Annotated in this window: 22 protein-coding genes; 8 read left to right on the top strand and 14 right to left on the bottom strand. The window is 70.8% G+C overall.

Features of this window, described 5'->3' with window-relative positions; genetic code table 11:
• The first annotated feature begins 18 nt into the window (after positions 1-18).
• A complete protein-coding gene (locus ACZ6TB_RS41770) occupies positions 19-1,008 on the top strand; it encodes a LacI family DNA-binding transcriptional regulator (RefSeq protein WP_465565056.1) in 990 nt (329 codons plus the stop codon).
• On the opposite strand, the gene ACZ6TB_RS41765 is transcribed toward ACZ6TB_RS41770, so the two are convergent.
• Genes ACZ6TB_RS41765 through ACZ6TB_RS41745 form a run of 5 tightly spaced genes read right to left on the bottom strand, consistent with a single transcriptional unit; the run spans position 988 to position 6,921 of the window.
• On the bottom strand, positions 988-2,727 hold the full coding sequence (locus ACZ6TB_RS41765) for a glycoside hydrolase family 2 protein (RefSeq protein ID WP_465565054.1): 1,740 nt from the start codon (positions 2,725-2,727) through the stop codon (positions 988-990). The genes ACZ6TB_RS41770 and ACZ6TB_RS41765 overlap by 21 nt on opposite strands.
• Complete coding sequence (locus ACZ6TB_RS41760; protein ID WP_465565052.1) at positions 2,724-4,013, bottom strand: family 1 glycosylhydrolase; 1,290 nt, start codon at positions 4,011-4,013, stop codon at positions 2,724-2,726. Before ACZ6TB_RS41760 ends, ACZ6TB_RS41765 begins: the two co-directional genes overlap by 4 nt.
• A gap of 7 nt (positions 4,014-4,020) precedes the next feature.
• Positions 4,021-4,830 carry a carbohydrate ABC transporter permease gene (locus ACZ6TB_RS41755; RefSeq protein WP_465565050.1) on the bottom strand — a complete coding sequence of 270 codons (810 nt, stop codon included), beginning with the start codon at positions 4,828-4,830 and terminating at the stop codon, positions 4,021-4,023.
• Positions 4,820-5,653, bottom strand: coding sequence for a carbohydrate ABC transporter permease (locus ACZ6TB_RS41750; RefSeq protein WP_465565048.1), 834 nt, complete (start codon positions 5,651-5,653; stop codon positions 4,820-4,822). The genes ACZ6TB_RS41755 and ACZ6TB_RS41750 overlap by 11 nt, the downstream gene beginning before the upstream one ends.
• Before the next feature lie 23 nt (positions 5,654-5,676).
• Entirely contained in the window at positions 5,677-6,921 is a 1,245-nt protein-coding gene (locus ACZ6TB_RS41745; RefSeq protein WP_465565046.1) for an ABC transporter substrate-binding protein, read from the bottom strand.
• A 398-nt stretch (positions 6,922-7,319) separates the two neighbouring features.
• Between ACZ6TB_RS41745 and ACZ6TB_RS41740 the strand changes: the two genes are divergently transcribed.
• Positions 7,320-7,592 carry a hypothetical protein gene (locus ACZ6TB_RS41740; protein WP_465565044.1) on the top strand — a complete coding sequence of 91 codons (273 nt, stop codon included), beginning with the start codon at positions 7,320-7,322 and terminating at the stop codon, positions 7,590-7,592.
• A 164-nt stretch (positions 7,593-7,756) separates the two neighbouring features.
• Here the strand turns inward: ACZ6TB_RS41740 and ACZ6TB_RS41735 are convergent, their stop codons facing one another.
• A complete protein-coding gene (locus ACZ6TB_RS41735; protein WP_465565042.1) occupies positions 7,757-9,112 on the bottom strand; it encodes a beta-xylosidase in 1,356 nt (451 codons plus the stop codon).
• Positions 9,113-9,282: 170 nt separating this feature from the next.
• On the opposite strand from ACZ6TB_RS41735, the gene ACZ6TB_RS41730 reads away from it, so the two are divergent.
• Positions 9,283-10,485, top strand: a complete 1,203-nt coding sequence (locus ACZ6TB_RS41730) for a cysteine desulfurase-like protein (RefSeq protein ID WP_465565039.1) — start codon at positions 9,283-9,285, stop codon at positions 10,483-10,485.
• Here the strand turns inward: ACZ6TB_RS41730 and rph are convergent.
• A complete protein-coding gene (gene rph / locus ACZ6TB_RS41725) occupies positions 10,458-13,025 on the bottom strand; it encodes a rifamycin-inactivating phosphotransferase (RefSeq protein WP_465565037.1) in 2,568 nt (855 codons plus the stop codon). The genes ACZ6TB_RS41730 and rph overlap by 28 nt on opposite strands.
• Positions 13,026-13,149: 124 nt before the next feature.
• Between rph and ACZ6TB_RS41720 the strand changes: the two genes are divergently transcribed.
• From ACZ6TB_RS41720 to ACZ6TB_RS41710, 3 genes are all read left to right on the top strand, one after another.
• The gene (locus ACZ6TB_RS41720; RefSeq protein WP_465565034.1) at positions 13,150-13,656 is read left to right on the top strand and encodes a hypothetical protein; all 507 of its coding nucleotides are present in this window, start codon (positions 13,150-13,152) and stop codon (positions 13,654-13,656) included.
• Between the two features lie 17 nt (positions 13,657-13,673).
• Positions 13,674-14,159: a glutathione peroxidase gene (locus tag ACZ6TB_RS41715; RefSeq protein WP_465565032.1), complete on the top strand. Its 486-nt coding sequence runs from the start codon at positions 13,674-13,676 to the stop codon at positions 14,157-14,159.
• 110 nt (positions 14,160-14,269) lie between these two features.
• Positions 14,270-14,671, top strand: a complete 402-nt coding sequence (locus tag ACZ6TB_RS41710) for a hypothetical protein (protein ID WP_465565030.1) — start codon at positions 14,270-14,272, stop codon at positions 14,669-14,671.
• Between the two features lie 10 nt (positions 14,672-14,681).
• On the opposite strand, the gene ACZ6TB_RS41705 is transcribed toward ACZ6TB_RS41710, so the two are convergent.
• Genes ACZ6TB_RS41705 through ACZ6TB_RS41685 form a run of 5 tightly spaced genes read right to left on the bottom strand, consistent with a single transcriptional unit; the run spans position 14,682 to position 21,304 of the window.
• Positions 14,682-17,336, bottom strand: coding sequence for an exo-rhamnogalacturonan lyase family protein (locus tag ACZ6TB_RS41705; RefSeq protein ID WP_465565027.1), 2,655 nt, complete (start codon positions 17,334-17,336; stop codon positions 14,682-14,684).
• A gap of 2 nt (positions 17,337-17,338) precedes the next feature.
• Positions 17,339-18,199: a carbohydrate ABC transporter permease gene (locus ACZ6TB_RS41700; RefSeq protein ID WP_465565025.1), complete on the bottom strand. Its 861-nt coding sequence runs from the start codon at positions 18,197-18,199 to the stop codon at positions 17,339-17,341.
• Positions 18,199-19,155 (bottom strand): ABC transporter permease, encoded by a 957-nt coding sequence (locus ACZ6TB_RS41695; protein ID WP_465565022.1) that lies wholly within the window; start codon positions 19,153-19,155, stop codon positions 18,199-18,201. The genes ACZ6TB_RS41700 and ACZ6TB_RS41695 overlap by 1 nt, the downstream gene beginning before the upstream one ends.
• The gene (locus tag ACZ6TB_RS41690; protein ID WP_465565019.1) at positions 19,155-20,669 is read right to left on the bottom strand and encodes a type 2 periplasmic-binding domain-containing protein; all 1,515 of its coding nucleotides are present in this window, start codon (positions 20,667-20,669) and stop codon (positions 19,155-19,157) included. Before ACZ6TB_RS41690 ends, ACZ6TB_RS41695 begins: the two co-directional genes overlap by 1 nt.
• Positions 20,666-21,304, bottom strand: a complete 639-nt coding sequence (locus tag ACZ6TB_RS41685) for a YesL family protein (protein WP_465565016.1) — start codon at positions 21,302-21,304, stop codon at positions 20,666-20,668. The genes ACZ6TB_RS41690 and ACZ6TB_RS41685 overlap by 4 nt, the downstream gene beginning before the upstream one ends.
• Before the next feature lie 316 nt (positions 21,305-21,620).
• Here ACZ6TB_RS41685 and ACZ6TB_RS41680 point away from each other — a divergent pair, with 316 nt between their 5' ends.
• Together ACZ6TB_RS41680 and ACZ6TB_RS41675 are read left to right on the top strand one after the other, a co-directional pair.
• A complete protein-coding gene (locus tag ACZ6TB_RS41680; RefSeq protein ID WP_465565014.1) occupies positions 21,621-23,618 on the top strand; it encodes a serine/threonine-protein kinase in 1,998 nt (665 codons plus the stop codon).
• 169 nt (positions 23,619-23,787) lie between these two features.
• Positions 23,788-24,519, top strand: a complete 732-nt coding sequence (locus tag ACZ6TB_RS41675; RefSeq protein WP_465565011.1) for a dienelactone hydrolase family protein — start codon at positions 23,788-23,790, stop codon at positions 24,517-24,519.
• Between the two features lie 44 nt (positions 24,520-24,563).
• On the opposite strand, the gene ACZ6TB_RS41670 is transcribed toward ACZ6TB_RS41675, so the two are convergent.
• Complete coding sequence (locus ACZ6TB_RS41670) at positions 24,564-25,607, bottom strand: NAD(P)-dependent alcohol dehydrogenase (RefSeq protein WP_465565162.1); 1,044 nt, start codon at positions 25,605-25,607, stop codon at positions 24,564-24,566.
• An 83-nt stretch (positions 25,608-25,690) separates the two neighbouring features.
• Positions 25,691-26,707 (bottom strand): zinc-dependent alcohol dehydrogenase, encoded by a 1,017-nt coding sequence (locus ACZ6TB_RS41665; protein ID WP_465565008.1) that lies wholly within the window; start codon positions 26,705-26,707, stop codon positions 25,691-25,693.
• Between the last annotated feature and the right edge of the window lie 33 nt (positions 26,708-26,740).

Genomic DNA, 26,740 nt, shown 5'->3' with positions numbered 1-26,740 from the left:
CGGGTCACTCTGCAGGACGTGGCCGATCGCGTGGGGATCACGGCGGCGGCCTGTTCGATGGCGTTGCGCGACAGCGACCGGATCAGCCCGACGACCAAGGAGCAGGTGCGCGCGGTCGCGGCCGAGCTCGGCTACGTGGGCAGTTCGGCGGCGCGCGCCCTGCGGCGGCAGCGCGCGGGAGCGGTCGCGCTGATCGTGCCGACCACCTCGAAGCACGTGTTCGGGCACAGCTACTTCATGCACGTGCTCAGCGGCGTCACCTCGGTGGCCAACGACCATGACACGCAGGTTCTGATCGCCACCAACGCCGACGAGGCGCGCGGGCTCACGGCGTACGAGCGGGTGATGCGCTCGCACAGCGCCGACGGGGCGATTCTGACCAGCGCGGCGATCGAGGACGAGACCGTCGACCGGCTGGTGGCCAGCGGGCTGCCGCTCGTGCTGATCGGGAACTTTCCGCAGCTGCCGGCGGCGATCACGGTGGGGGTGGACGACCGGACGGCCTCGCGGCAGGCGACCGAGCACCTCATCGAGACGCACGGCCGGCGGCGGCTGCTGCACCTGACCGGGCCGCTCGACCATCAGACCGGCGTCGACCGGCGCGACGGGTTCCACGACGCGGTGGCCGCGCACGGCCTCACAGGCGATGCGGTGGAGCTGGAGGGGGACTTCAGCGAGGACGCCGGGCGCCGGCTGATCGGCGGGCGGGAGGACGCGTTCGACGGGATCGTGGCGGCCAACGACGACATGGCGTACGGCGCCCTGACCGCCCTGCGCGAGCGCGGGCGCGACGTGCCGGGTGACGTCGCGCTGATCGGCTTCGACGACTTCGGGCTGTCCCGGGTCACCACCCCGGCCATCTCGACGGTGGCGGTGCCCGCCGAGGAGATGGCCGCGGTGGCGACCGCTCGGCTGCTGGAGCTGGTCGACGGCCGCACGACGGGCTGGACCCGCCGGCAGATGGAGGTCAGCTTCCGATTCCGCGCCTCATGCGGATGCAATGATTGATCGGAGGACCGCGATGTCCAGCTTCGGCTTGCGGTCGGCGGTGACCAGCCCGTTCGCCTCCTGCATCGTGTCGGTGAGCTGGGTGTAACAGGTGCCGGCCAGCGACGGCGACGCCCGCAACGCGTCGTAGATCGCCCGCAGCTGGGCCTCGAACTCGGCCGGCGACGTGGCCTCGGAATAGCCCCACGACGAGGAGCCGGGCGCGTACTTGATGCCGCCGAACTCGGTCAGCATGAGCGGCGCCGAAGGGTCGGTCTCGCCGCGCACGCTCATCCGCCGCCCGGCCGGCCCGATACCGGTGCGGTCAAAGACAGACGAGTACCGCGACCGCAGGACCGCCGGATCCGCCGCATAGTCGTGCACCGTGAAGATGTCGGAGCCCGCGTGCTCCCAGCCGTCGTTGGAGATCACCGGCCGGGTCCCGTCGGCGGCCCGGGTCAGCTCGGCCAGCCCCCGCACGAAGGCGGCCTGCCGCGGGTCGTGCGCGATGTGCTGGACGCCCCAGCTCTCGTTGTGCGGCACCCAGGTGACGATCGACGGATGGGAGCGGTCGCGCTCGAGCACCTCGAGCCACTCGCGCGTGGTGCGCCCGAGGGCGACCGGCGAGAACTCGTACGCGGCCGGCGCCTCGCCCCACAGCAGCAGGCCGTGCCGGTCGGCCCAGTAGAGGAAGCGCGGGTCCTCGACCTTCTGGTGCACCCGGGCGGCGTTGAAGCCGAGGTCGAGGATGAGCCGCACCTCGTCCTCCAGCGCCTGCGGGCCCGGCGCCGCGAGGTGCGACTGCGGCCAGAATCCCTGGCTCAGCACCGATCGCAGGTAGAGCGGCCGGTCGTTGAGCAGGAACCGCCCGTCGGCCACCGCCACCGATCGCAGCCCGAGGTAGGAGGCCACCTCGTCGTCGCCGACCCGCACGGCCGCGTCGATCAGCGTCGGACGCTCCGGGCTCCAGAGCATTTCCTCGTACGCCTGCCCGTTGGCCAGCCCGGGGAGGGTGACCGTGGCAACCGCCCGCTGGGCGTCCACCGGAAACCGGATCGCCCCGAGCACGGTGTCCTCGTGCCGCAGCTCGATCTCGCACGACGTGCCCGGTAACGGCGGCCGGTTGAGCCCGATCTCGGCCCGCACGGCCGCGCCCGGCAGATCGGCCGTCCACTGCAGACTCTCGACCGCCACGGCGGCGGTCGCCTCGAGCCAGACCGGTTGCCAGATGCCGGTCGTGCGGTCGTACCAGATGACGTGCGCGTCCCGTTGCCAGTCCTGCTTGCCGCGCGGCTGAGCGACATCGGCGGCGCGGTCCTCCGCCCGTACCGTGATAACTTGATCTTGGTTTTCCTCCAGGAAGCCGTCGATGTCGAAGCCGAACGGGGTGTGCCCGCCCTCGTGGTCGCCCAGGTGCACGCCGTTGAGCCAGACCGTGCAGCGATAGTCGACCGCACCGAAGCGCAGCACCAGGCGCGGCCGCCGCGCGGCGTCGAAGCCGGCCGCCGCGATGTCGTCCCGCGTCAGATTCCGTTGGTACCACACGACATCGTGGAAGCCGGTGTCGCCGATCCCGGAGAGCGGCGACTCCGGCGGGAACGGCACGACGATGGTCCGGTCCCAGGTTTCCGGGAGCGATTCGCCGTACGAGAAACGCCATTCGCCGGAAAGATCGGTCCAGCGTTCCCGGATCAGTTGTGGCCGCGGCGGCGGCGCGGTCTGGCGCGAGGCTTGCATCATGCGCCGGCCTCCTTGCTGAACGCGGCGGCCGCCTCGGTGTCGGTGCGGAGCAGAGCGTTCCCGGACAGCCCGATCATCCCCATCCGGCGCAGGAACGGCGTCACGCCCTCGGCCACATCGGCGTACGTCTCGGCGGCCGGAGTCGCGGCCGATTCCGGGTCGAGCACGAACTCCTCGACGTTACGGCCGCCGGACGCGTAGGACCAATCGACGAAGTCGAGCAGCGGCCACCAGGTGTAGCCGCGAATGTCCAGGCCCTCGGCCCGCAGCCGCCGCACGGTGGCGATCGACTCCTCGGCCCAGCTCCGGCGGGTGGCCTCGTCGCCCTCGATGCTGGTCTCGGTGACCATCATCGGCACGCCGAACCGCCCGGCCGCGGTGCGCAGCGCCTCCTCGAGACCGCCGGTCCAGCGGTTGGCGGTGACCTGGCGGATCCGGCCGCCGGCCCGCTCGATGACCCGCGGCGTGAGGTCGGGGTAGTAGTTCACCCCGAGGACGTCGAGCGTGGGCGGATCGGCCCGGAAGCCGTCGAGGGCCGCCTCATGCGCGCCGTGCGAGACAAGCCACGTCCACAGGGGATGGTCGGCGGTGACCCGGCCGAGCAGCAGCTCGGTCGGCAGGTGACCGATTCCGGCGAGCAGCGCGGTGTGCTCGTCCAGCTCCCGGTCCCGGGTCTCGTAGAGGGTGGCGGCCTCGACGTGGACGATCACCGCGTCCGGGTTGGCGGCGCGGACCCCGGCGACCGTACGGCGGATGCCCTCGACGATCGACAGGGTGACCGTGACCCAGCCCGCCCAGCCGGTGAGGGCGGGCGGCCAGACGCCGCGCAGGCCGCAGAACGAGGCGGTGGTGAGCGGCTCGTTCAGCGGGGTGAGGTGGTCGACCAGGCCGCGGTAGCGAGCGGCGAACGCGGACGCGAAATCGGCGATGGCATCGGGGTAGCGCGGGTCGGCGAACGAGCCGTCCAGCCAGGTCGGGGTGCCGTAGTGCACGAGGTCGGCGATGACCGTGAGGCCCAGCTCGCGGGTGGCGTGCCCGAGCCGTTCGTCGAGCTCGGCCCAGTCGTAGACGCCGGGCGCCGGGCTGACGCGGGGCCAGCTCACGCCGTACCGCAGACCGGTCGCACCGAAGCGCGCGGCGGCCGCCATGTCCTCCCGCCAGTCGCGGTCGTGCCCGGTCAGGGCGTGCTCGTCGAGCCGGGCCATGGCCGAGCCGGCCGGCGGATAGACACAGGTGTCCTCGATCCCCACCAGGAAGCGGAGATCGTCGTGGTTCAGATATGGCACGTGGCGCTCATTTCAAACCGCTGGTCGAGATGCCGGCAACGAAGTAGCGCTGCGCGAGGAAGAAGGCGACCGCGATCGGTAGGAGGGAGATGACGGCGCCCGCGAGCAGCACCGCGTGGTCGGTGACGTGCTGGCCGCCGAAGAGGGCGAGACCGGCCGGCAGCGTCTGCATGTCCGGCGAGCTGCTGACCACCAGCGGCCACAGCAGGTCGTTCCAGAGGTTGGTGAAGTTGAGCAGGGCGACCGTGGCGATGGCCGGCTTGGCCAGCGGCAGGATGACCCGCCAGTAGATGCGGAAGTGCCCGGCGCCGTCGATGCGCGCGGCCTCGTCCAGCTCGCGCGGGATGCTCATGAAGAACTGCCGGAACAGGAAGATGCCGAACGCGCTGGTCGCCCGGGGGACGATCAGGCCCTGGTAGGTGTTGAGCCAGCCGAGGTGGAACAGCTCGACGAAGACCGGGATGAGGGTCACCTGGAACGGCACCATCAGCGTCACCAGCACCAGCCAGAACGCGACGTTGCGGCCGCGAAAATCGAGGCGGGCGAGGGCGTACGCGCACATGGAGTCGAAGAGAACGGTCAGCGCCGTGGTGATGCCGGCGAAGACCACGCTGTTGCCGAGCAGGCGCAGGAACGGCAGCTGGCTCCAGACGCCCCGGTACCCGTGCAGCGTCCACTGGTGCGGGATGAGGCCGGCCGGGTGGCCGAAGAGGTCCTGCTCGGTGCGGAACGAGCCGGCCACCGTCCAGATGATCGGCACCAGGGCCAGGACCAGGCCGATCCCGACGTAGACCCACTTGAGCGTCTTAGTCGGCATCGTCGTACCTGAAGATCCGTAGCTGGAAGACCGAGACGAGCACGACCACGATGAACAGCACCCACGAGGTGGCGGCCGCGTAGCCGGTCTCGTAGTTGGCGAACCCGTCCCGGTAGAGCTTGGTGACCAGGGTGTCGGTGTGGAACAGCGGTCCGCCGCCGGTCATCACGTAGACGAGGTCGAACAGCTGGAGCGACTGGATCGTGACGATGAACGTCACGAACAGCAGCGTCGGGCGCAGCGCGGGCAGGGTCACGTACCGCAGCAGTTGCAGTCTCTTGGCGCCGTCCAGCGCCGCCGCCTCGTAGTACTCGCCGGGGATCGCCTTGAGGCCGGCCACCAGCACGATCATCACGAAGCCGGCGTTCTTCCAGACGTTGACGAAGATGACGGTGGGCAGGGCCAGCGCGGTCGACTGAAGCCAGTTGACCGCGCCCAGCCCGAGCGCCCGGGTCACCCCGCCGACCAGGCCGATGTCCGGGTCGAGCAGGAACTTCCACACCATGCCGACCGTGGTCAGCGAGATGACCGTCGGGAAGAAGAACGCCGACCGGGTGGCCCGGCTGACGATGTTCTCGCTCTGCAGGGCCAGCGCCAGGCCGAGGCCGACCACGACCAGGACGGCCGTGCTCGCGACCGTGATGATCAGCGTGTTGCCGAGCGCCCGCTGGAACTGCTCGTCGTGCAACAGCTTGGTGTAGTTGCCGAGCCCGACCCACGGCTGCTCGGCGGCGCCGACCGTCCATTCGTGCAGGCTGTACCAGAGCGACTGGACGATCGGCCACAGAACGAAGACACCGAGGATGGCAAGGCTGGGGCCCATGAACATCCAGGGGCGAGCCTTTGTCACTTGCCGCAACCGGTGAGGTCGTCGATCTGCTTCGCGGCCGCCGCGGTCCCGCCGGCGACGTCGCCGTCCCGGGTGATCTTCTGGATCAGCGGCACGTACGCGTCGCCGTCGACCTTGGTCGCGTTCGGCACCTGCGGCAGGTAGAGCTTGGCGTTCGGCACCTGGCCGGCGAAGACGCTGACCGTGGGGTCGGCCTTGAGCGTGGCGTCGTCGGCGAGATCGGTGCGCAGCGGCGGGAAGCCGGTCGACGTCGAGAACTTCAGCTGCGCGGTCTTGCTGGTCCAGTACGCGAGGAACTCCTGCGCCTGTGCCGGGTGCTTGGTCTTGGCGCTCACCGCCAGCGGCGCGGTCGAGCCGAGCGTCACCGACTGGCCGCTCGCGCCGGCCGGGATGGCGGCGATGCCGAGGTCGATGCCGGCCGACTTGTAGCCGGGCGCCGCCCACGGGCCGTTGATCTCCATGGCCGCCTTTCCCGCCGAGAAGATCGAGTCGGCCTCGGCGCCGGTGAGCCCGACCGGCGAGATCTTCTTGTTCTTGACCAGGTCGACCCAGGGCTGAAGGCTGGCCACGCCCGCGGGCGTCGCGATCGTGCTGCAGTTGTCGCCGCCGACGATGTCGCCGCCGCTGAGCCACTGCAGGACCGGCCACATCGCGATGGTGTTGTTGTCGGCCAGCACCAGGCCGTAGTTGCCGCCGGTGGTGGCCTTGGCCGCGTCGGCCTGGAACTCGGCGACCGTGGCCGGCGGCGTGGCGAGCAGCTTCTTGTTGTAGTAGAGGCTGAGCGTCGCGTAGTTGGCCGGCACCGCGTACAGCTTGTCGTTGTAGGTGAACTCCTTGACCAGCGCCGGCGCGAACTGGTCAGTGTTGATCTTGTCGTCCCCGGCGCCGGTCGCGGTGAGCGCGAGGACCGAGTTGGTCTTCACGTACTGCGCGATCGCGTTCGGGTCGGAGCTCGGAGCGGCGATGTCCGGGCCCTGGCCGGTGAGCCAGGCCGACGGCAGCTTCTGCTGGATGGTGTCCCACGGCTGCACGGTCATCGTGACCTTGATGTCCGGGTGCGCCGCGTTGAAGTCCTTCACGATCTGCTCGTAGCCCGGCCGGTCGCCCCCGGTGAAGCCGGTCCACACGCTCAGGCTCACCGGTCCCGACCCGGAATCGCTGCCTCCGCCGCCGCACGCGCTCAGCAGCAGCCCGGTGGCCGCGGAGGCGGCCAGGGCGGCCAGGACTCGCTTGTTCTTCATGGCTCTCCTTCGGTGACAGCCCAGCACATTCTTCGCACGGCTCGGGGTACGAATCCGCACGTCACGTCTGCTTCATCGATTAAGCAATGTCTGCGCAGAGGTTACGCCTCGTCGTGTTCACGGTTCAAGACTTTGTTTCCGGCGCTTTGCGTTTGCCGTCCCGCCCGTCGGCGCGGCGGAGGCACCCAAGGTCATCACCGTCGACGCCGCCCAGGACCGCGGGCCGCTGACCAAGGCCGGTCTCGGCACGCCGTTCGGTGTCGCCGCGGTGCCGGACACCCCGGCCACCCTCGCCGCCGGGAGCCTCATCTCGCTCAGCCAGCACCAGAGCGCGCAGGGCGACTGTCGTACCCGACCTCCACCGAGGCGGTCGTGGCCAAGATGCGGGCCCCGGCGACGTGCCGGAGGCCCTGAACCGCTACTACCGGCCCCTGGAGAACGAGCTCGGCGTGCCGGGCCGGCCGCTGCCGCTGGTGGTCGAGGAGTACGGGCCGGGCAGCGGCGACCTCGAGGGCGTGCCCGGCACGATGGTCAAGCACTGGGCCGAGTTCGAACGGGCGGGCGTGCGCTGGGCGAGCACGGGCATCCACACCGATCCGGGCCTCCTCGGGAACACGCTGCGGCGGACCGCCACCGGCCTGAAACCCATGGCGACGTCGACGTCCGGGTGAACGACCTGCGCGACAAGCTCGGCGGCTCGGTGCGGGTGCGGCTCGAGCAGGCGGCCGAACTCACCGTCGACGAGGTGCGGGCGCTCCATTGGTCGGGCCCTGTGCTCTTCGAAATCCGCGGCCGGTCCCGGATGGCCCGGCCGGAGCCGGCCGGGCCACCGATCTCACGGGGTCAGGGTGATGGCGTACGCATCCGTGGCGTTCGTCCAGTTGACCGGCACGGTGATCGCGCCGCCGCTGACGGTCACGCGGCTGTTCGAGACCACCGTCGGGGCGCTCACGTACGCGTTCGTCGACGGCATGCGCTCGAGTAGCACGTTGACCGAACCGTTTGTCGGCAGCCAGGACGGGATGCCCGTGTAGCGGACGTCGATCGCGCCCTGGGCTCCCCCGGCCCTGGCGCCCAGGACGGCCAGCGACTTTCGGGCGCCGGAGTCCTGGAAGACGATGCCGTCGTGGCTGGCGCTTGCGGTGATCTTCGTGCGCTGGCCGGACTGGTCGGCGTAGCGCTTGTAGACCCACCACTGGCCCATCGGCTGGTTGGCGTTCGCGGTGACCAGCCAGCCGAACGTGTCGTAGAGCGACGGCGTCTGGCCCACCATTCCCCAGTTCGCGCGGGCGCCGTCGCAGTTGCAGCGCTCCAGGCGGGAGATGTACCAGGCCGACGGGCCGGGCTGCTGCTCGTCGCCGAAGGCGCCGTACTCGTTGACCGACGTGCCGCTGATCGTGATGCCGCGCGAGGAGAGCATGCCGGAGAGGTTGGCGGCGTCGGTCGCCGGGTCGCCGGGCAGGTCGTGCCAGCTGATGATGTTCGGCACCACGTTGTTGGCCTTCACGTAGTTGAGGTACGTGGTCCACCACGAGTTGGACGACGACGGCACCCCGGCGTAGCTCGGCCCCTCGATCACGGCGCCGGGGATGGCGGCCCGGACCATCTGGGTGCCGCGCCGGATCATCTCCAGGTACTGGCTCTGGGTACGGCCCCAGAAGAAGATGTTCGGCTCGTTCCACATGTCCCAGCGCACGTCGGAGCCGGTCATCCCGTTCGCCTTGGCGTCGGCGATCAGCTGGTTGACGAACGCCGTGTACTCGGTCCAGTTGCCGCTGTCGCCGGGCCAGCGCGGCACGTTGCAGACGCCGTCCGAGCCCCACATGCCGGACAGCAGCATGCTGAACCGGGCGCCGGTGGCGCGGGCCCGGGCGTAGTAGGCCTTGATGAAGTTCCACCGGGCCGCGTAGCCGCCGTTCACGTAGCCGCCGTTGGGGCAGCCGATCTGCGAGCCGCCGGCCCGCATGACCTTGACCTTGATCTGGCTCTGCAACGACGACGAGGGCGTCGCGCCGTTCTGCGAGATGCCGTAGATGAAGCCGGACGCGCGGTAGGTCGGCGTCCCGCCGTAGGCGGTCATGTCGACGGTCAGGGTCTCCACCGCGGCCAGGGCCGGCACCGCGGGCTGGGCGACGAGGGCGAGCACGATGAGCACGGGCACGGCGAGCAGCCGGCCCAACCGCTTCAGCATTTGCCAACTCCTTCGGGGGAACCGCACGTCGTGGGAGTTGGCCGGTTGTGCGGCCCGACGGAAAACTGTTTCCAACATTCAAGGAGGCATATCTATCGATGTCAAGGGGGCTACAGGGGAGCCATGAAGGAAACGCGCAGGAAACAAGTTTCCTGACGTAGGGTCGAGGCATGATCTTCGATGTGGACCGGGTGCGGGGAAGCTATCCCGCCCTCGCCGAGGGGTTCGTGCACTTCGACGGGGCCGGCGGCACCCAGCCGGCCGAGCCGGTGATCGGCGCGATCGCCCGGGCGATGCGGACGGCGGTGTCGAACCGCGGCAGCGCGCACGAGCCGGCCCGCCGCTCCGGGGAGATCGTCGCGGCGGCGCGCGCCGCGGTGGCGGACCTGGTCGGCGGCGATCCGGAGGGCGTGGTGTTCGGTCCCAGCGCCACGGCGCTGACCTACCTGGTGGCGCGCACGATGGCGCAGGGATGGGGGCCGGGCGACGAGGTGGTGCTGTCGCGGTTGGACCATGACGCCAACGTACGGCCGTGGGTGCAAGCGGCCGAGACGGCCGGAGCGACCGTACGGTGGGCGGATGTCGACCTCGCGACCGGTGAGCTGCCGGTGGCGCCATACCGCGGGCTGATCGGTGCGCGGACGCGGCTGGTGGCGGTGACCGCGGCCAGCAACGCCACCGGGACGATGCCGGCAGTCCGGGAGATCGCCGACCTGGCGCACGCGGCCGGCGCCCAGGTGTACGTGGACGGCGTGCACGCCACCGCGCACCGGCCGACCGACGTGCGGGCGCTCGGCGCCGACTTCTACGTGACCAGCGCGTACAAGTGGTCGGGCCCGCACTACGCCGCCGCCGTCGCCGATCCCGCCGTCTGGGCGCCGCTGCGCCCGGCCAAGCTGATCCCGTCGCCGGAGCGGGCGCCGGACCGGTTCGAGTACGGGACGCTGAGCTTCGAGCTGCTGGCCGGCATCACGGCCGCCGTCGACCACCTGGCCGCCCTCACCGACGCCCCGGGCGACCGCCGCGCCCGGCTGCTGGCGAGCATGGCCGCCGCCACCGACCACGAGAACCGGCTGCTCGACCGGCTGCTGACCGGGCTCGCCGCCCTCGACGGCGTGACGATCTGCCCGGCCGGCGCCGACCGCTGCCCGACGGTCTCGTTCCGCATGAGCGGGCAGGCGCCGGCCGAGACCGCCACCATCCTCGGCGAGCAGGGCATCTGCGTCTCGCACGGCGACTACTACGCGGTCGAGTACTTCGAGGCGGCCGGACTGCGGGCCGGTGGGGGCGCCGTCCGGGCCAGCCTCTACCACTACAACACCGCGGACGAGGTCGACCGCCTCCTTCAGGCGCTCGGCAAGATCTCGACGTAGCCGTCGGTCCCGTGCACCCGGATGCGCTGCCCGTCGGCGATCAGCCGGGTCGCGTCGGGGACGCCGACCACGGCCGGCAGGCCGTACTCACGGGCGATCACCGCGCCGTGGGTCATCGTGCCGCCGATCTCCGTCACCAGGCCCGTGATCGCGACGAACAGCGGTGACCAGCTCGGGTCGGTGTAGGCCGTGACCAGGATGTCGCCCGCCTCGAGGTCGGCCTCGGCCATGTCCAGGATGACCCGGGCCCGGCCCTCGACCGTGCCGGCCGAGACCGGCACGCCGATCAGGGCGCCGGCCGGCGCGTCGTCCCGGCGGTACGCCCCGGAGAGCGCCTCGCCCTCGGAGGTGAGCAGCCGGGGCGTCCGGAGCGCCTGGTTCGACCGGAACTCCTCCTTGCGCCGCCGGACCAGCTCGTCGTCGGACCGGCCCGCGCGTACGACCTCGTGCAGCTCGTGAAAGGTGAGGTAGAAGACGTCCTCGCGGTCGGCCAGCACGCCGGCCCGGACGAGACGATCGGCCTCGGCCAGCAGCGCCTGCTTGTAGACGAAGTAGCGGGCGATGATGTGGTACTTCGGGTATTCGCGGTAGCCGATGAAGGCCCGGAGACGGTCGATCTCGCGTACGGTCTCCTCGGCCTTGTGATCTCCGTCCGGAAGCGACCGCAGGCGTTCCAGGACCTCCTCGCGCTTCTTCTCCGCCTCCTGCCGGCCCTGCTCGAAGCGCCGCTCGCCGGCGCCGGCCGCGAAGAGCTTGATGTTGTCGAGGATCAGCGGCACCAGCGTGGCCGGCCGTTCGCTCCAGCGCGGCCGGGTGATGTCGATCTCCCCGACGCAGCGCATGCCGTACTTGTCGAGGTAGTTCCGGATGGCGTCGCTCGCGAAGGCCGGCAGCTCGTCGAGGAACCGGGAGTCCGTGGCATTCCGCAGGACCGCCACCACCTCGGGGTGCGGGCGGATCACGTCGGCGACGTCGAGCAGCGCCAGCCCCATCTCGGAGGTGATGTTGCCGGGGGCGGACAGGGTGAGCGTGTCGGCCGCGTTCTTCTCGCCCAGCCACTCCTCGAGATGATCGTTGAGCCACCAGGTGGCGCCCATCCCCGCCATGATCGCCTGAATCGTGAGCGGGTCGCTGAGCACCCGCTTGTGCTCCTGGAAGGCCCCGAGCAGGAAGTCGAAGAGCTCCGGCCCGGACTTGCCGGCGATGTCGCGCCGCAGGGCGGCGAGGGACGCCTCGCTGCGCTCGATCAGCTCGGTGACGATGGCCGGATCGTCGGCCATCGGCGCGCCACCCCCGTGCGGCGGCGCGGCGGCGGCCGCCGGAGCCTCCTTGACGAAGCCCCGGTCGAGAACCGTGGTCAGCGCGTCCAGGGTCAGCGGGTCGCCCCGGCCGATCATCTCGAGGAAGGCGGCGCGGCCGGGCGAGGTCAGTTGCCGGGTGGCGTCGACGAACAGCCGGCCGCCGGCCTCGAGCATCGGCGCCATCGCGGTCAGCTGCCACATCGAGAAGCCCAGCGGCCGCATCGCGTCGGTCATCATCTGCTGGTGGCCGACGGAGAGGTAGACGTGGTTCTCGTCGTCCTTCGCCTCGGGTACGGGGAACAGCGTGGTGATCGGGCGGCTCTGCACGATCGCGAAGTCGTCGCCGGTCAGGCACCACTCGATGTCCTGCGGCGTGCCGAAGTGCGCCTCGATCCGCCGTCCGAGCTCGACGAGCCGAACCACCTGGGCATCCGTCAGCGCCGGTTGCTCCCGCCGGTCGGGGCCGACCGGGACGGTCTCGGTGCCGCCGCCGGGCAGCGCGCGGACTTCGATCTGTTTGGCGGCGATCGCCCGGTCCACGATCTCGCCGTCGCGCACCGTGAAGACGTCCGGGTTGACCAGGCCGGAGACCAGGGCCTCGCCGAGCCCGAAGCCGGCGTCGACGGTGGCGACCCGCCGGTTGCCGGTGACCGGGTCGGCGGTGAACAGAATGCCGGACGCCCGCGGGACGACCATCCGCTGCACGACCACGGCCATGTGCACCTTGCGGTCGTCGAAGCCGTGGCGCAGCCGGTAGGTCACCGCCCGCTCGGTGAACAGCGACGCCCAGCAGCGCCGGGCGTGCTCGAGGACCGCCGCCACGCCGATGACGTTCAGGTAGGTGTCCTGCTGGCCGGCGAACGACGCGGTCGGCAGGTCCTCGGCGGTCGCGCTGGACCGGACGGCGTAGGCCACGCTCCCGTCGACCGCTTTCCCGACCGCGTCCGCGATGTCGGCGGGGATCGCGACGCCCTCGATGGCCCGCCGGATCTCGGCGCTCAGCGCGGCGATCGCCGCCCGGTCACCCGGATCGAGGCGCGCCAGCCGGTCCAGCCGACCGTCGATCCCGGGCGCCTCCGTCATGATCCGCCGGAAGGCGGCGGTCGACAGGCAAAATCCGGGCGGCACGCGTACGCCGGGAAGCCGCGCCAGCTCACCCAGGTGCGCGCCCTTGCCCCCCACGACCGCGACCTGCCCGTCCCCGACCTCTTGAAGATCCAACACATACTGCTCGCGCAAGGCGATCGCTCCCCCGATTTCCGCAGGTCGTGGCCCTTCGAGGGACGATTCTGCGCTATCACCCCGGTCTTGCCGCAAGCCACCCATTGCGTTATACCTTGGAAAGGGAGGGACACGGGGGACCATGCGGACGTGGCACTGGATGACCGCGGCCGCGCTCGGGCTGCTCGCCCTCGGGTGCGCCCAGCCCGGCGCGCGGGACGGCGACTCCGCGCCCCTTCCCTCCGACAGCCCGTCGTCCGCGGCCCCCGCCTTCTCGGCCCAGGCCGCGCCGCCCGACGACACCGCTCCGCACGAGGCCGAGAACAACGGCTGGAAGCAGCGGCACGAGCTCACCTACGACGAGAAGCAGACCGGCGACGCCCTCGCCGCCCGCATCCGCCCGAAGCTCACGGCGTTGCGCACGGCCGGCGACTTCGCGCCCGCGTCGACCCGGGCCGCCCTGCTCGCCCTCGGCCTGCGCCCGGACGACGTCGAGGTCACCGAGATGCGGACGCCGCCGGGCGCGGTCTACGCGGTGCGCTTCCCCGAGGCCGGCTGCGTGATCGGCGACGTGCGCCCCGACCGGGTCCTGGTCGAGGTGACCGGCACCGGCGCCGAGTTCGGCTGCCTCGAGCCGTACACGCACTAGTCATTACTCTGGTACCCATGACGATCTTCGACGTGACGGTTCCCGGCGGGACCGACCCCTCGGCTCAGCTCGGCCCCCAGCCCGGTGTCGCCACCCTGGTGGTGAACGTGGCGTCCAAGTGCGGGCTCACGCCGCAGTACAACGGCCTCGAGCGACTCCAGGAGCGGTACGCCGGCCGCGGGTTCACCGTCCTCGGCGTGCCGTGCAACCAGTTCGGCGGGCAGGAGCCGGGCACGGCCGACGAGATCGCCGAGTTCTGCTCGGCCACCTACGGCGTCACGTTCCCGCTGACCGAGAAGATCGAGGTCAACGGTGACGGTCGTCACCCGCTCTACGCCGAGCTGGTGACCGTGCCCGACGCCGAGGGCTACACCGGCGACATCCGCTGGAACTTCGAGAAGTTCCTGGTCGCGCCCGACGGCACGGTCGTGCGCTTCGGTCCCCGCACCGAGCCCGAGGACGAGTCGGTGGTCGCCGCGATCGAGGCCGCCCTCCCGGCCTGACGCCGCGCGTTTCAGCGCCACGTCAGCCTCCTTCCAGCCGCCGATGCCACCTTCCGCGAAGGGACGGCGGCCGCCCTCCGCGCGGCCGCCCGGCAACGGAAGGAAAACCCATGTACCGCAAGCTCGGCAGCGCCACCGGCGCGGCGCTGGCACTGGTCCTCGCCGCCCCGGCGGCCGCGGTCGCGGCCCCGCCGGCCGAATACACGATGAACCTCAGCAAGAGCTCGGCCACGGTGACGGCCGGCAACCAGGCGTCGACGCTGATCACCTTCAACGCCGGGCCGAAGATCGAGAACAAGCGGGTGAAGCTGAGCGCGACCGGCCTGCCCAGCGGCGTCACCGCGCTGTTCCTCCCGCCCAAGCCGGCGCTCATCGGCAGCTCGATCCTGTTCCTGCGGACCTCGTCGTCGACGCCGGTCGGCTCGGCGACGATCACCATCACCGCGATCACGATCAGCAGCGACCCGATCGGCACCTCGACCACGTTCGCCCTGAACGTGGCCGCCGGCTGACGAACGACGACTATGTGATCTGGTCGCCGACCAGGGCGAGGCACTGGATGGCGGCCAGACCGTAGAGCGCGGTGGTGTTGGTGGACACCCAGGTGGCGGCGTCGGTCGGGGTGAGCGTCGCATTCACGCGCCGGCTCGTCCAGGGCAGGTCGGGCGCGTAGCCGTCGCCGGTGGCGAAGTCGCGCCAGGCGCGGGCGGCCAGGGCGGCGTCGCCGAGCCGGACGGCGGCGTACGCGGTGAGCCGGGCGTGCCCCTGCTTGAGGATCAGATTGCCGAAGTCGGCGCCGCACTCGGCCGCCTGCTCCTGCTTGGTCGCGTTGAACAGGCGGCAGTACTGCAGCCAGGCCGCCTCGAACGCGGGCAGGCCGACCAGGTCGATCACCTCGGCGCAGATCTCCACCTGCCCGAACATGGCGCTCAGGTGGGACACGCTCACCGTCTTCGCGGTCACCGGCGCGAACCGGCCGGTGTCCAGGTCGTAGAGGCCGCTGCCGGTGACGAAGCCGTTCGGCATGGCGCCGATCGTCTCCATGGTGCCGACCAGCTTGGACCGGGCCAGGGCGGCCTTCGGTCCCCGGCGCTCCCACTCGGCCAGCCACGCGGCGGCCAGACCGCTCCAGTCGGTGCCGAGCCCGATCGACAGCGCGTGCGGGTCCGGCGTGTACGGCTCGGTGCGGATCTTGCGGATCGGATCGAGGACGAGGAACGTACGGTCGGAGTCGACCAGCTCGCTGAGCAGCTCGCCGGTGCGCTCGTCAGCGGTCAGGTAGTAGTACATCCGCCGGTAGACGGCGGTGCTGATCCGCTGCTGCTTGGCGCTGTCGGCCCAGTGCTGCACGCCGTGCCGGGTGCCGAGCCCGGCCCATTTACCCAGGTGGTAGACGTCGACCTCGCCGGTGTGCCGGGTCATCGCCTCGGCGAAACGGAAGATGTCGGCGCGGCCCGAGCGCAGGAACGCGTACCACAGCCACAGGTCGGGCGAGAGCTCCGAGTTGTCCCAGGCGTACCCGCCCACGTCGTAGCGCCAGACCAGGCGGTCCTCGTCGAAGGTGTGCATGATGTCGCCGTAGTTCCAGAACCCGTACCAGTGCCGCTGTTCGACCTGCTTCCGGTAGTAGGCGAACAGGAAGTCGAGGTGGTCCTCGATGACGGCCTTGACCGGGTGGCCGCGGTCGACGGGGGCGAACAGGCCGCCGAACACCCGCGCCCCGACGAGGTGCGCGACCGGGTTGATCAGCTGTGGCGGCGTGCGGACCTGGGCGGCCATCGCGCCGAGCCGGTCGGCGGACGGGGTGGCGGCCAGCGCCCACAGGGTGAGCTCACTGGTCCGCGCGATGCCGTAGGGCGTGCCGAAGCCGGGCTCGTAGTCCTCGTACGTGATGTTGAGGCCCTCGAGCTGCTCGGCGTACGTGTCCTGGCCCATGCCGTCGTGGTAGAACCGCATGTCCATCGGGCCGGCCGCCGGCGACCACAGCCAGACGGTGACCTCGGCCCGGTCGGTGTGCGCGCCGCGGATGTCGAGCTGGGTCGGGTGCCGCTGCCAGAAGTCGCGCAGGCCGAACGCGAGGCCGCCGCTGACCCCGCCGACGTAGCCGAGGCCGGGCGCCCGCCGGCCCTGGTCGACGGCTATCCACCCGTACCCCCGCCTGGTTCGCTTCTGCAGGGTGAAGCCCTCGGCCGAGAGCTGGCTCAGCGTGTAGTCGCCCCACTCGGGGATGTATTGCAGGCGGGTCGTGACGCGCTGATCCCAGGTGGCGGGGTCGGGGAGCCGGGCGCCGGCGATCTGCGCGGCGCGGACGGCCGGGCCGGGATCGCGGCGCAGGCCGGTGATGCCCTGGACCGCCTCGGCCAGCTGGCCGCCGTTCTCCCCGGCGAACCGGATGTGCCGGTCGTAGGCGGCGTCGCGCATCGGCACCGAGAACCGCACGCCGAGCCCGGCGATGAAATCGCGGGAGCCGTCGCGGTCGTGGACGAACGTGTGCATCATCCGGACGTTCTCGGCGCCGGCGTAGAAGTAGAGCCGCACGGTGAACGGCAGCCACGACGTGTGCCGGCCCTCGATGCGCACGACCGCCCGGACCGGCCCGCGCTGCTCGACGGTGACCCGGTGGATCTCGCTTTCCTGCCGCTCGCGCCGGGCCGCCTTCTCCTCGTCCTCCTCGATCCGCTCCTGGCGCAGGCTCACCAGCACCCCCTGCCGGGCGATCTCGGTGTCGCCCCGCCACAGATGGCTGATCAGCTCGCGCCCGCGACGAGGGATGCGGGCCCGGATCACCCCGGTGTCGACGTCGACGTGGTCCGGCCGGGTGGTGACCGTGACCGCGGTGGCCGGCCTCGCCGGAACGCCGGCGGCCAGCGTGTACGCCTCGGCCGGAACATCGGGGGCCACCGCGTGCGCGCTCCACTTCAAGGTTCCGTCCGGCCAGTACGCGAGGGGCCAGCTCTGCATCGGGACGGCGCCGCCGTCGGGGGCGGTGAGGCGGAAGCTCTGGTCGGCCGGGACGGCGCCCCGCGGCCAGGGCGTGCCCCAGGTCGAGGTCGCGGCCGCGCCCGGCGTTCCCTCGAGCCACGTCAGGGTCACGTCCGGTGTGACGCCGGCGCGCCGGGCCGGGAACGAGGACATCGAGATGGCGGCCGCGCCGGCGAGCACCTGTCGACGGTTCACTGTCACTCCTTCACCGATCCGATGAGTACGCCCTTGGCGAAGTGCTTCTGGAGGAACGGGTAGAACAGCAGGATCGGGACCGTCGCGATCACGATGACCGCGAACTTCACGCCCTGCTCGGGGAACGCGTAGCCCTGCAGCGTCTCCAGGACGTTGGCCGAGTCGGCGTCCGGCGCGGTGAGCTGGCGGATCAGCATCTGCAGCGTCCACTTCCGGCTGTCCGAGAGGTACAGCAGCGGCGACATGTAGTCGTTCCAGATGGCGACCGCGTAGAACAGCGAGAACGTCGCGATGACCGGCTTGGAGAGCGGCAGCACGATCCGCCGGAAGACCGTGAGATCGTTGGCGCCGTCGATCCGGGCGGCCTCCTCGAGGGCCTCGGGCAGCGCCTGGAAGAACGTCTTCACGATGATCAGGTAGAACGGGTTGATGGCCAGCGGCAGCACCAGCGCCCAGTAGCTGTCGAGCAGCCCGAGGTCGCGCACCACGAGGTAGGTCGGGATCATGCCGCCGCTGAAGACCAGCGTGAAGATGACCAGGTTGAGGACCAGGGTGCGGCCGGGCAGGTAGCTCTTCGAGAGCGGGTACGCCATGGTCAGCGTCAGCATCACCTGGATCACCGTGCCGACGGCCGTCACCAGGACGGTCACGAGCAGCGCCCGGACGAAGGTGTCGGTGGCGAAGATGTAGTCGTACGTGGTGGTCACGAACCGCTTCGGCCACAGGAAGAAGTGCCGCGAGGCGATCTCCGACTCCCCGGCGAACGACCCGGCCAGCACGTACAGCAGCGGCAGCACGGTGATCGCGCCGAGCCCGAGCAGGAAGATCGCGTTCAGAAAGTCGAAGAGTCGCGAAGACCTCATCAGTACAGCCCCCTCTCGCCGAGGCGCTTGGCCAGCCAGTTCGAGCCGAAGATGAGCAGCACGCCGATCACGCCCTTGAACAGGCCGACCGCGGTGGCGTAGCTGTAGCCGCCCTGGGTGATGCCGACCTGGTAGACGAACGTGTCGAAGACGTCGGCCACCGAGCGGTTCAGCGACGTCGTCATCAGCCAGATCTGCTCGAAGCCGGTGTCGAGCAGGTGGCCCGAGGTGAGGATGGCCATCACCACGATCGCCGGGCGGATCGCCGGCAGCGTGATGTGCCAGAACCGGCGCCACCGGCCGGCGCCGTCGACCCGGGCCGCCTCGTACAACTGGGTGTCGACGCCGGCCAGCGCGGCGAGGTAGACGATCGTTCCCCAGCCGGTCTGCTTCCACAGCGACTGGAGCACGATGATCGGCCGGAACCACTCCTCCTGGGCCACGTAGTCGACCGGCCGGCCGCCGGTGATGCCGTGGATGAACTGGGCGATCACCCCGTAGTCGACGGAGAACAGCAGGTACGTCAGCGACGCCACGATGGTCCAGGACAGGAAGTGCGGGATGTAGATCAGCGACTGGACCGAGCGCTTGACCACGCCCTGCCGCACCTCGTTGAGCAGCAGGGCGACCACGATCGGCGCCGGGAAGACGAACAGCAGGGTGAGCACGGCCAGCACCAGGGTGTTGACCATGAGCCGGCCGAAGTCGGGGCCGGTGAACAGCTCCTCGAAGTGTGCGAGCCCGACCCACGGGCTGCCCGCGTAACCCAGGAACGGCAGGTAGTCCTTGAAGGCGATGGTCAGCCCGTACATCGGCCAGTACTTGAAGATCAGGAAGTACGCGAGGCCGGGCGCGAGCATCAGGTAGAGCCAGCCGTGGCGCCGCCACCTCCGCCGCGCGACCGGTGGCGGCGGGGTGGCGGCGGGCGCCGTCCGGGGCGCCAGTTCGGTCGCCATTACTTCAGGAGGTCGTTGATCTCTTGCGTGATCTTGGTGCCGCCCCCGGCGTACCACCGCTGGATCTCGGCCTTCAGGCCGTCCTCGGTGATCGCGCCGGACAGGTACTTCACCCGTGCGTCCGGAATGATCTTGTCGAGGGTCGGGCCCTGGGCGATGGCGGTCGGCGCGATCACGCTCAGCGCCGGGTTGTGCACGGCGGTCTTGAGGTCCTCGTCCTCCATCGGCTTGCGCTGCTCGATCAGCTTGAACTTCGCCTCGTCGGCCGGCTTCAGCGGGTAGTAGCCGCCGTTGACGCTGTACCGGGTGCCGAGCTGGATGAAGGCGTTGCTCACGTCGTTCTGCAGAATCTTGGTCGGCGGGTCGTCGAGGCCGATCGGCACCGCGTAGTTGCCGTCGAGCTTGAAGTTGCGGCCCTCGATGCCGTTGGTGATCAGGATCGAGCCCTCCTTGCCCTCGAGCTTGTCGAGCACGGTCAGCAGCTGGTCGAGCTGCTCCTGGGTGCGCACCCGTTGCTTCGAGATGGCCAGCACGCTGTTGTAGCCGGTGAACGGGGAGGAGAACTTCTGACCGTCGGCCCGCTTCAGGTTCCCGACCATGAGGACCTTGTCGGCGTCCTTGGCGTTCTTCTCGCGGAACAGGTCGTAGAGCTGGGTGGCGCGCACGTCGACGTCGATGATGATCCCGCCCTTGCCCTGCACGAACGGGTCCATCCAGTTGCCGGTGTCCAGGGTCGCGAAGTCGGGGTTGACCAGCCCCTCGCCGACCCACTTCTTCAGCTCCTTCTCGGCGGCCAGGAACTCGGGGGTGTCGAAGCCGGGCACGTACCTGCCGTCGCGCAGTCCCCAGCCGTTGGGCGCGCCGAACCAGGTCTCGAACACGTCGTACGGGCTCGCGGACGCGTACTTGCCGGTCCACTTCGGGATGATCAGGCCGTACGTGTCCTTCTTGCCGTTGCCGTCGGGGTCCTGCTCGGTGAACGCCTTGGCGATCCGGTAGAGGTCGGGGACGGACTGCGGCTCGGGCAGGCCCACCTTCGCGAGCCAGTCCTTGCGGATCGAGATCGCGGAACGGAGCAGCGGGCGTACGCGATAGATGCCGTAGGTCTTGCCGTTGGTCATCGAGTTCTTGGCGGTCTGCGCGTCGAGCGGCTTGAGGTTCGGGTACTTGTCGAGCTTGCCGGTCAGATCCCAGAACGCGCCGGCCTCGGCGGTCTTCACGAACGACGGGGACTTCTCGTCGGCGACCATCACGTCCGGCAGGTTGTTGGACGCCAGCGTCACGTTCGACTTGTCGGGGTAGCTGGCGTCCGGCACCCAGGTGATGCTGAGCTTCTTGCCGATCAGCCCCTCGACCGCCTTCTGCAGCTCGCCGTCCGGGTTGGGCGCGGTGCCGAACAGCTTCGACATCACCGTGATGGTGTCGCCGGTGCCCTTGGCGTCGTCGCCACCGCACCCGGCGACGGTCAGCCCGGTGGTGAGGGCCAGCATGGCCGCCAGAATTCGTGTTCTCATGAGATCTGCTCCGCTCGTAGACGCGCCTCGTTCTCGGCGAAGAACCGCAGACACAGCCACGTGTCCAGCTGGATCCACCCGCCGACGGAGATCACCAGGGCCAGGAAGGGGTACGTCACGGTCGTCGTGACGACCGCCAGGAAGATCAGCAGCAGAAGTGCGGACGAAGCCGGCCGGGTGAGGGCGAACAGCGACGCCTTGGGGAGACACGCGTGCGCCGGCAGGTCGAAGTGGACGAGCATGGGCATCAGGTAGGCGGCGATGACCACGACCGCGGCCAGCGCCGCCAGCGTGGCCAGCCGCGGGACGGTGGCCCTGGGCCCGAGCGAGGCGAAGAAGAGATAGTCGCCGACCAGGAAAACGCTTACCCCGAGGGCCGAAAAAAAGAGGGTGGTGCCGCGCACGAACTGGCGGCGGTAGATGGCGGCGAATGCCGGGACGGACTGAAATGATTCACCCTGGGCGTGCCGCCGAGCCAGGGTGTACGCCGCGACGGTGGCCGGGCCGGCGCCCAGCACCACCCCGCCGAGCAGGGTGAAGGCAAGCCACAGCAGGTTGAGCCGGGTCGCCCAGAAGACCTCGTCGGCGACTTCGTACAGCCGGATGACGGCCTGCGAACTACGTCGTGGATGCACCGCGGCCACCTCGGGTCTCCAGCACGAAACGTGAGCGTGACCGTAACTTTGAAACGTATCGATGTCAACGTTCATCAATATGTTGCACGGAAGAATTGCCACATACCGGTTTTCACGCTCCGTGCTGCCGCTCGAGAACGTGCCAAAACCCGCGAGTAACAAGAAGAGTGAGCAAAATGATGGCCGTCACGTGCGCGTTCGCGTGGCGGCGGGTCGTAAGATCGGGGACCGTCCGGATCGAACACCGTCACTTTGAGTGAACTTCCTTCGCGTACGGGATGGGTATGTCAACGACATCGGGGTGGGAGCACGTCCCATGACGACTAGGCCGCTGCGGCCCGGTGACCCGCGACGACTCGGTGACTACCGCCTGCTGTCCCGGCTCGGCGAGGGTGGGATGGGCACCGTCTATCTCGGCCGCGACCCGGAGGGCCGGCCCGTCGCCGTGAAGGCGATCCGGCCCGAGCACGCCAACAACGCCGAGTTCCGCGCCCGGTTCCGCAGCGAGGTGGAGCGGGCCCGGCAGGTCCCGTCGTTCTGCACCGCCGCCGTCCTCGACGCCGATCCCGACGACGCGACCCCCTACCTGGTCGTCGAGTACGTGGAAGGCCCCAGCCTCCAGGACGTGGTCGAGGAGCGCGGCCCGATGTCCCCCGGCGACCTGCACAGCGTCGCGGTCGGGGTGGCGGCCGCGCTGACCGCGATCCACGGCGCCGGCGTCATCCACCGCGACCTGAAGCCGAGCAACGTGCTGCTGTCGCTCGGCCTGCCCAAGGTGATCGACTTCGGCATCGCCCGGGCGCTCGAGGCGACGACCAAGCACACCCGGCCCGGCCGCTGGGTCGGCACGGTCGACTACATGGCGCCCGAGCGGCTCGACCCCGACGTCGGCCCGGTCACGCCGGCGGCCGACATCTTCGCCTGGGGCGGCGTGATCGTCTTCGCCGGCACCGGGCGCAACCCGTTCCACGGCGACACGCCGGTGGCGACCGCCGCCCAGATCCTCACCAAGGCGCCCGAGCTGCGCGGGGTGCCCGAGTCGCTGGTCGCGCTGGTCGGCCGCGCCTTCGCCAAGGACCCCGGCGACCGGCCGGCCGCGCCCGAGCTGCTGCAACAGCTGCTCGCGGTGAAGGTTCCGCATGCCACCCAGCCCCGCCGCCGCGCCGCGGGGCGGTTCGACGCCCGCGACCTGCTCGAGCAGGTGATCGCCGAGGGGCCCAAGCCGGCGGCCGGTCGCGCGCCGTTCAGCGATCTCCTGCCGGCGGCCTCGCCGCCGCCGGTCGGCTCCGGGCCGCCTGCGTTCAACGACCTCCTGCCGCCCGCGTCGCCGCCGGCGGCCGCCTCCGGGCCGCCTGCGTTCAACGACCTCCTGCCGCCCGCGTCGCCGCCGCCGGTCAGCTCCGCGCCGCTGATCGGCTCCGCGCCGCTGATCGGCTCCGCGCCGCCGGTCTCGGGGCCGCCGGCGTTCAACGACCTGGTGGATGCCGCGCCGGCCGCCGGTCCGGTGCCGCGGCAGCGGGCCGGCTCCACGACGCGGCGGCGGGCCGGCTCCACCACCCGGCGGCGGGCCGATTCGTCGACGCGACGGACGGCCGCCAGCCCGAGCCGGGTCACCACGCGACGCCTGATCTACGCGGTGGGCGCCCTCATGGTGGCCTCCGTGGCCGCGGCGACCGTCGCCTACGCCCGCACCACCGGCGACGACCCCAAACCCCAGGCGACCCAGGCGGAGATCAAGGCCGCCCCCGCCACGACGACGGCGGCGACGACGACCCCGCGCGGGCCGTCCTTCTTCGATCCGCTGAGCGGCCCGGGCCGGTTCCGGGCGAGCTCGGCGGCGTCCGGCAGCTGCTCGTTCCAGAACGGCCGCCTGCAGGCCAACGTCAACGGCCGGTCGACGTACCAATGCCCGGGCCCGGACGACGCCTTCGCCGGAAACCAGTCCATCTCGGTCAAGGTCGAGCTGGCCAACGCACACGCCTGCGCGATGCTCTGGTTCCGGTACTCCGGCGACCGGGGCTACCAGCTGACCGCGTGCGCCGACCAGGTCGAGCTCGAGGAGCTGGACGGCGTCCTGCTCACCTCGCTGGGCAAGACGAGGTCGGTCACCCTGCAACCGGGCGCCGCGCACGAGCTCGCGGTCGTGATCGCCGACCAGCACGCCGCCGTCACCATCGACGGCAAGGATGCCGTACAGGGCGCCGTGACCGACCCCGACCTGGCCAAGGGCAAGATCCAGCTCGGCGTCACCAGCACCGGCTCGGCCTCGTCGGCCCAGGTGTCGTTCGCCGACCTCGACGCCCGCACCGGCTGACCGGCGGGTGGCGGATCGCGATCTCCGCTGCTAGTTTTCCGGTAGCCGTGCGAGAGACCGAGGAGGTGGTACCCGTGAACGTTTCGACATGGGTGCTCCCCTGCGGGGTCACGGCCGGGCGATAGGTCGTCCGGGAGCGCCGTTTCGAGCTCTCCCGAAAGGCACGACCATGATTTTCACTGCTGAACAACGCTTCGACGACGGCGTCCTCGAACGCAAGTTCACCCTCGGCGACGTTCCCGGCATCCTGTGGACGCCCGGCGAGGCCGCCGCACCGGCCCCGCTGATCCTGCTCGGCCACCCCGGCGGGCTGCCCCGGATGTACCCGCGGGTGGCGGCCCGGGCCCGGCACTCCGCGGCGGAGGGCTTCGCCGCGGCCACCATCGAGCTCCCCGGAAGCGGCGACCGGCCCCGGTCCCCCGCCGCCGAGGAGGCCCGCGCCGACCTGCAACGGGCGATCCGAGCCGGCGGCCCGGTCGACGACGAGATCGTCGACCGCCTCGTCCTCCCCCTGGTCGAGCAGTCTGTCCCGGAGTGGCAGGCCGCCCTCGACGCCCTCCTCGCGCTGCCCGAGATCGGCGGCCCGGTCGGCTACGCGGGCGGCGTGATCGCCATCGGCATCCGGCTGGCGGTGGTCGAGCCCCGCATCGCGGCCGCCGTGCTGTTCGCCGGGAGCTTCGTGCCGCGGGCCATGTTCGACGAGGCCCGGCAGATCAAGATCCCGCTGCAGGTCCTGCTGCAGTGGGACGACGAGGGCAACGACCGGCAGATGGCCCTGGACCTGTTCGACGCCCTCGGGCCGGAGGAGAAGACGCTGCACGCCAACATGGGCGGTCACACCGGCGTCCCGCCGTGGGAGGCGGACGCCGGAAACCGCTTCTTCGCGCGGCACCTGAGGTGATGCCGGGCGGCGAGCGGTGATCATGCCGCTCGCCGCCCGCACCCCTAGCGCAGGGTGTCGACGTCGATCACGAAGCGGTACCGGACGTCGGAGGCGAGCACCCGCTCGTACGCCTCGTTGACCTGGTCGGCGCCGATGACCTCGACCTCGGGGGCGATGCCGCGCTCGGCGCAGAAGTCGAGCATCTCCTGGGTCTCGGCGATGCTGCCGATGCCGGAGCCGGCGAACGAGCGACGGTTGCCGAACAGGGCGAACACCGGCACGGCCAGCGGCTGCGGCGGGGCGCCGACGCTGACCAGCGTGCCGTTCAGGCGAAGCAGGCCGAGGTGGGCGGCCATGTCGATGGGCGCGCTGACCGTGTTGATGATCAGGTCGAAACGGTTCTTGAGCGCCTCGAACGTGGCCGCGTCGCTGGTCGCGTGGTAGTCACCGCCGCCGAACGCGAGCCCGTCGTCCTTCTTGCTCAGCGTCTGCGACAGCACGGTGACCTCGGCGCCCATCGCGGCGGCGATCTTGACGGCCATGTGCCCGAGACCGCCCATGCCGACGACGGCGACCTTCTTGCCGGGTCCGGCGTTCCAGTGCGACAGGGGCGAATACGTGGTGATGCCGGCGCAGAGCAAGGGCGCTGCCTTCTCGTACGGGATGTTCTCCGGCACCCGCAGCACGAAGTCCTCGTCGACGACGACGTGGGTGGAGTAGCCGCCCTGCGTGATGGTGCCGTCCCGGTCGCGCGCGGCGTAGGTGCCGGTGTTGCCGGGGATGCAGTACTGCTCCTGCCCGGCCTCGCAGTTCTCGCAGTCCCGGCACGAGTTGACCATGCAGCCGACCCCGACCCGGTCCCCGACCGCGTGCTTGGTGACCTCGGCGCCGGCCTCGGCGACCCGGCCGACGATCTCGTGGCCGACGGTCAGCGGATAGCGCACCTTGCCCCACTCACCGCGGACGGTGTGGATGTCGGAGTGGCAGATCCCGGCGTACCGGATCTCGATGAGAACATCGCGCGGCCCGAGATCGCGCCGCTCGATCGTGGTGCGCACGAGCGGTTCGGTGGCCGAGGTCGCGGCGATGGCGTTGACGGTAAGAATGGTGTTCTCCTCAGTTGGCTCAGCCCGGAGATGTTCCCCGACCAGACCACCCGAACCCTCGGCGGGGGTTCCGGAAACCACCGCTACGGGAACGTGACGACGACCTTCTCCGCCGCGCCCGGGGTGGCGGCCAGCGACAACGCCCGGTCGACCTCGGCGAACGGCACCCGGTCGCTGACGATCTGGGCGTACGTCTCCCAGTGCTCGACGAGATCGCCGGTGACCTCGAAGATCTCGGTCGGGTAGCCCATCGCCAGCGCGATGGTCAGCTCGCTCGTGAGCAGCGCGCCGAAGTCGACGCTGACCGGCTTCTTGTGCACGGCCACGATGCTCAGCCGCGCGCCGTGCCGGGCGGTGCCGAGCACCGTCTCGATGACCGCCGGCACGCCGGCCGCGTCCAGGTACAGCTCGGTGCCGGGCCGCCCGCCGCGCGAGAAGTGCCGCGGCGCGACGCCGTGCAGTTCGCGCAGCCGGTCGGCCACGTCCTCCTCGGCCGAGTTGACCACCGCGTCGGCGCCGATGCGCATCGCCTTCTCCAGCCGGTTGGGAACCACGTCGACCACGACCACGTGGGCCGCGCCGCGCAGCTTGAGGCCGATGGTGGCGCCCAGCCCGATCGGCCCGGCCCCGAAGACGACCGCGGTCTGGCCGGCCCGCGGTTCGAGGCGGTTGACGGCGTGGGTGGCGACCGCCATCGGTTCGTTGAGGGCGGCCACCTCGTACGGGATGTGCTCCGGCACCGTGACCAGGTGGCGGCCGGCCTCGGCGTCCTTGACCAGGACGAACTCGGAGAGACCGCCCTGCGCCCCGCCGCTGCCGATGATCCCGTCCGAGGCGGCCATCGGGTTGAGCACCACCCGGTCGCCGACGGCGATGCCCGTGACCCCGGCGCCGACCGCCGCGATCTCCCCCGCCGGCTCGTGACCGAGCGGCGTGGCGCCCTGCCGAGGCGGAATCCCCCCGACGGCGATGTACATGCCGTCGGAACCGCAGATGCCGCAGGCACGCATCCGGACCAGCGCGTCGGCCGGCCCGACCCGCGGCTCGTCGACCTCGACGATCGCGGTGCGCCCTGGTCCGGTCACCATCACGGTCTTCATCGAGGTTCTCGCTTCCGCCGGGGGGATGCATCG

The sequence above is a fragment of the Actinoplanes sp. NPDC051537 genome (genome assembly GCF_055586105.1).
Note: the sequence above shows the minus strand (reverse complement) of the source record. Positions and strands in the feature narration are given on the sequence as shown.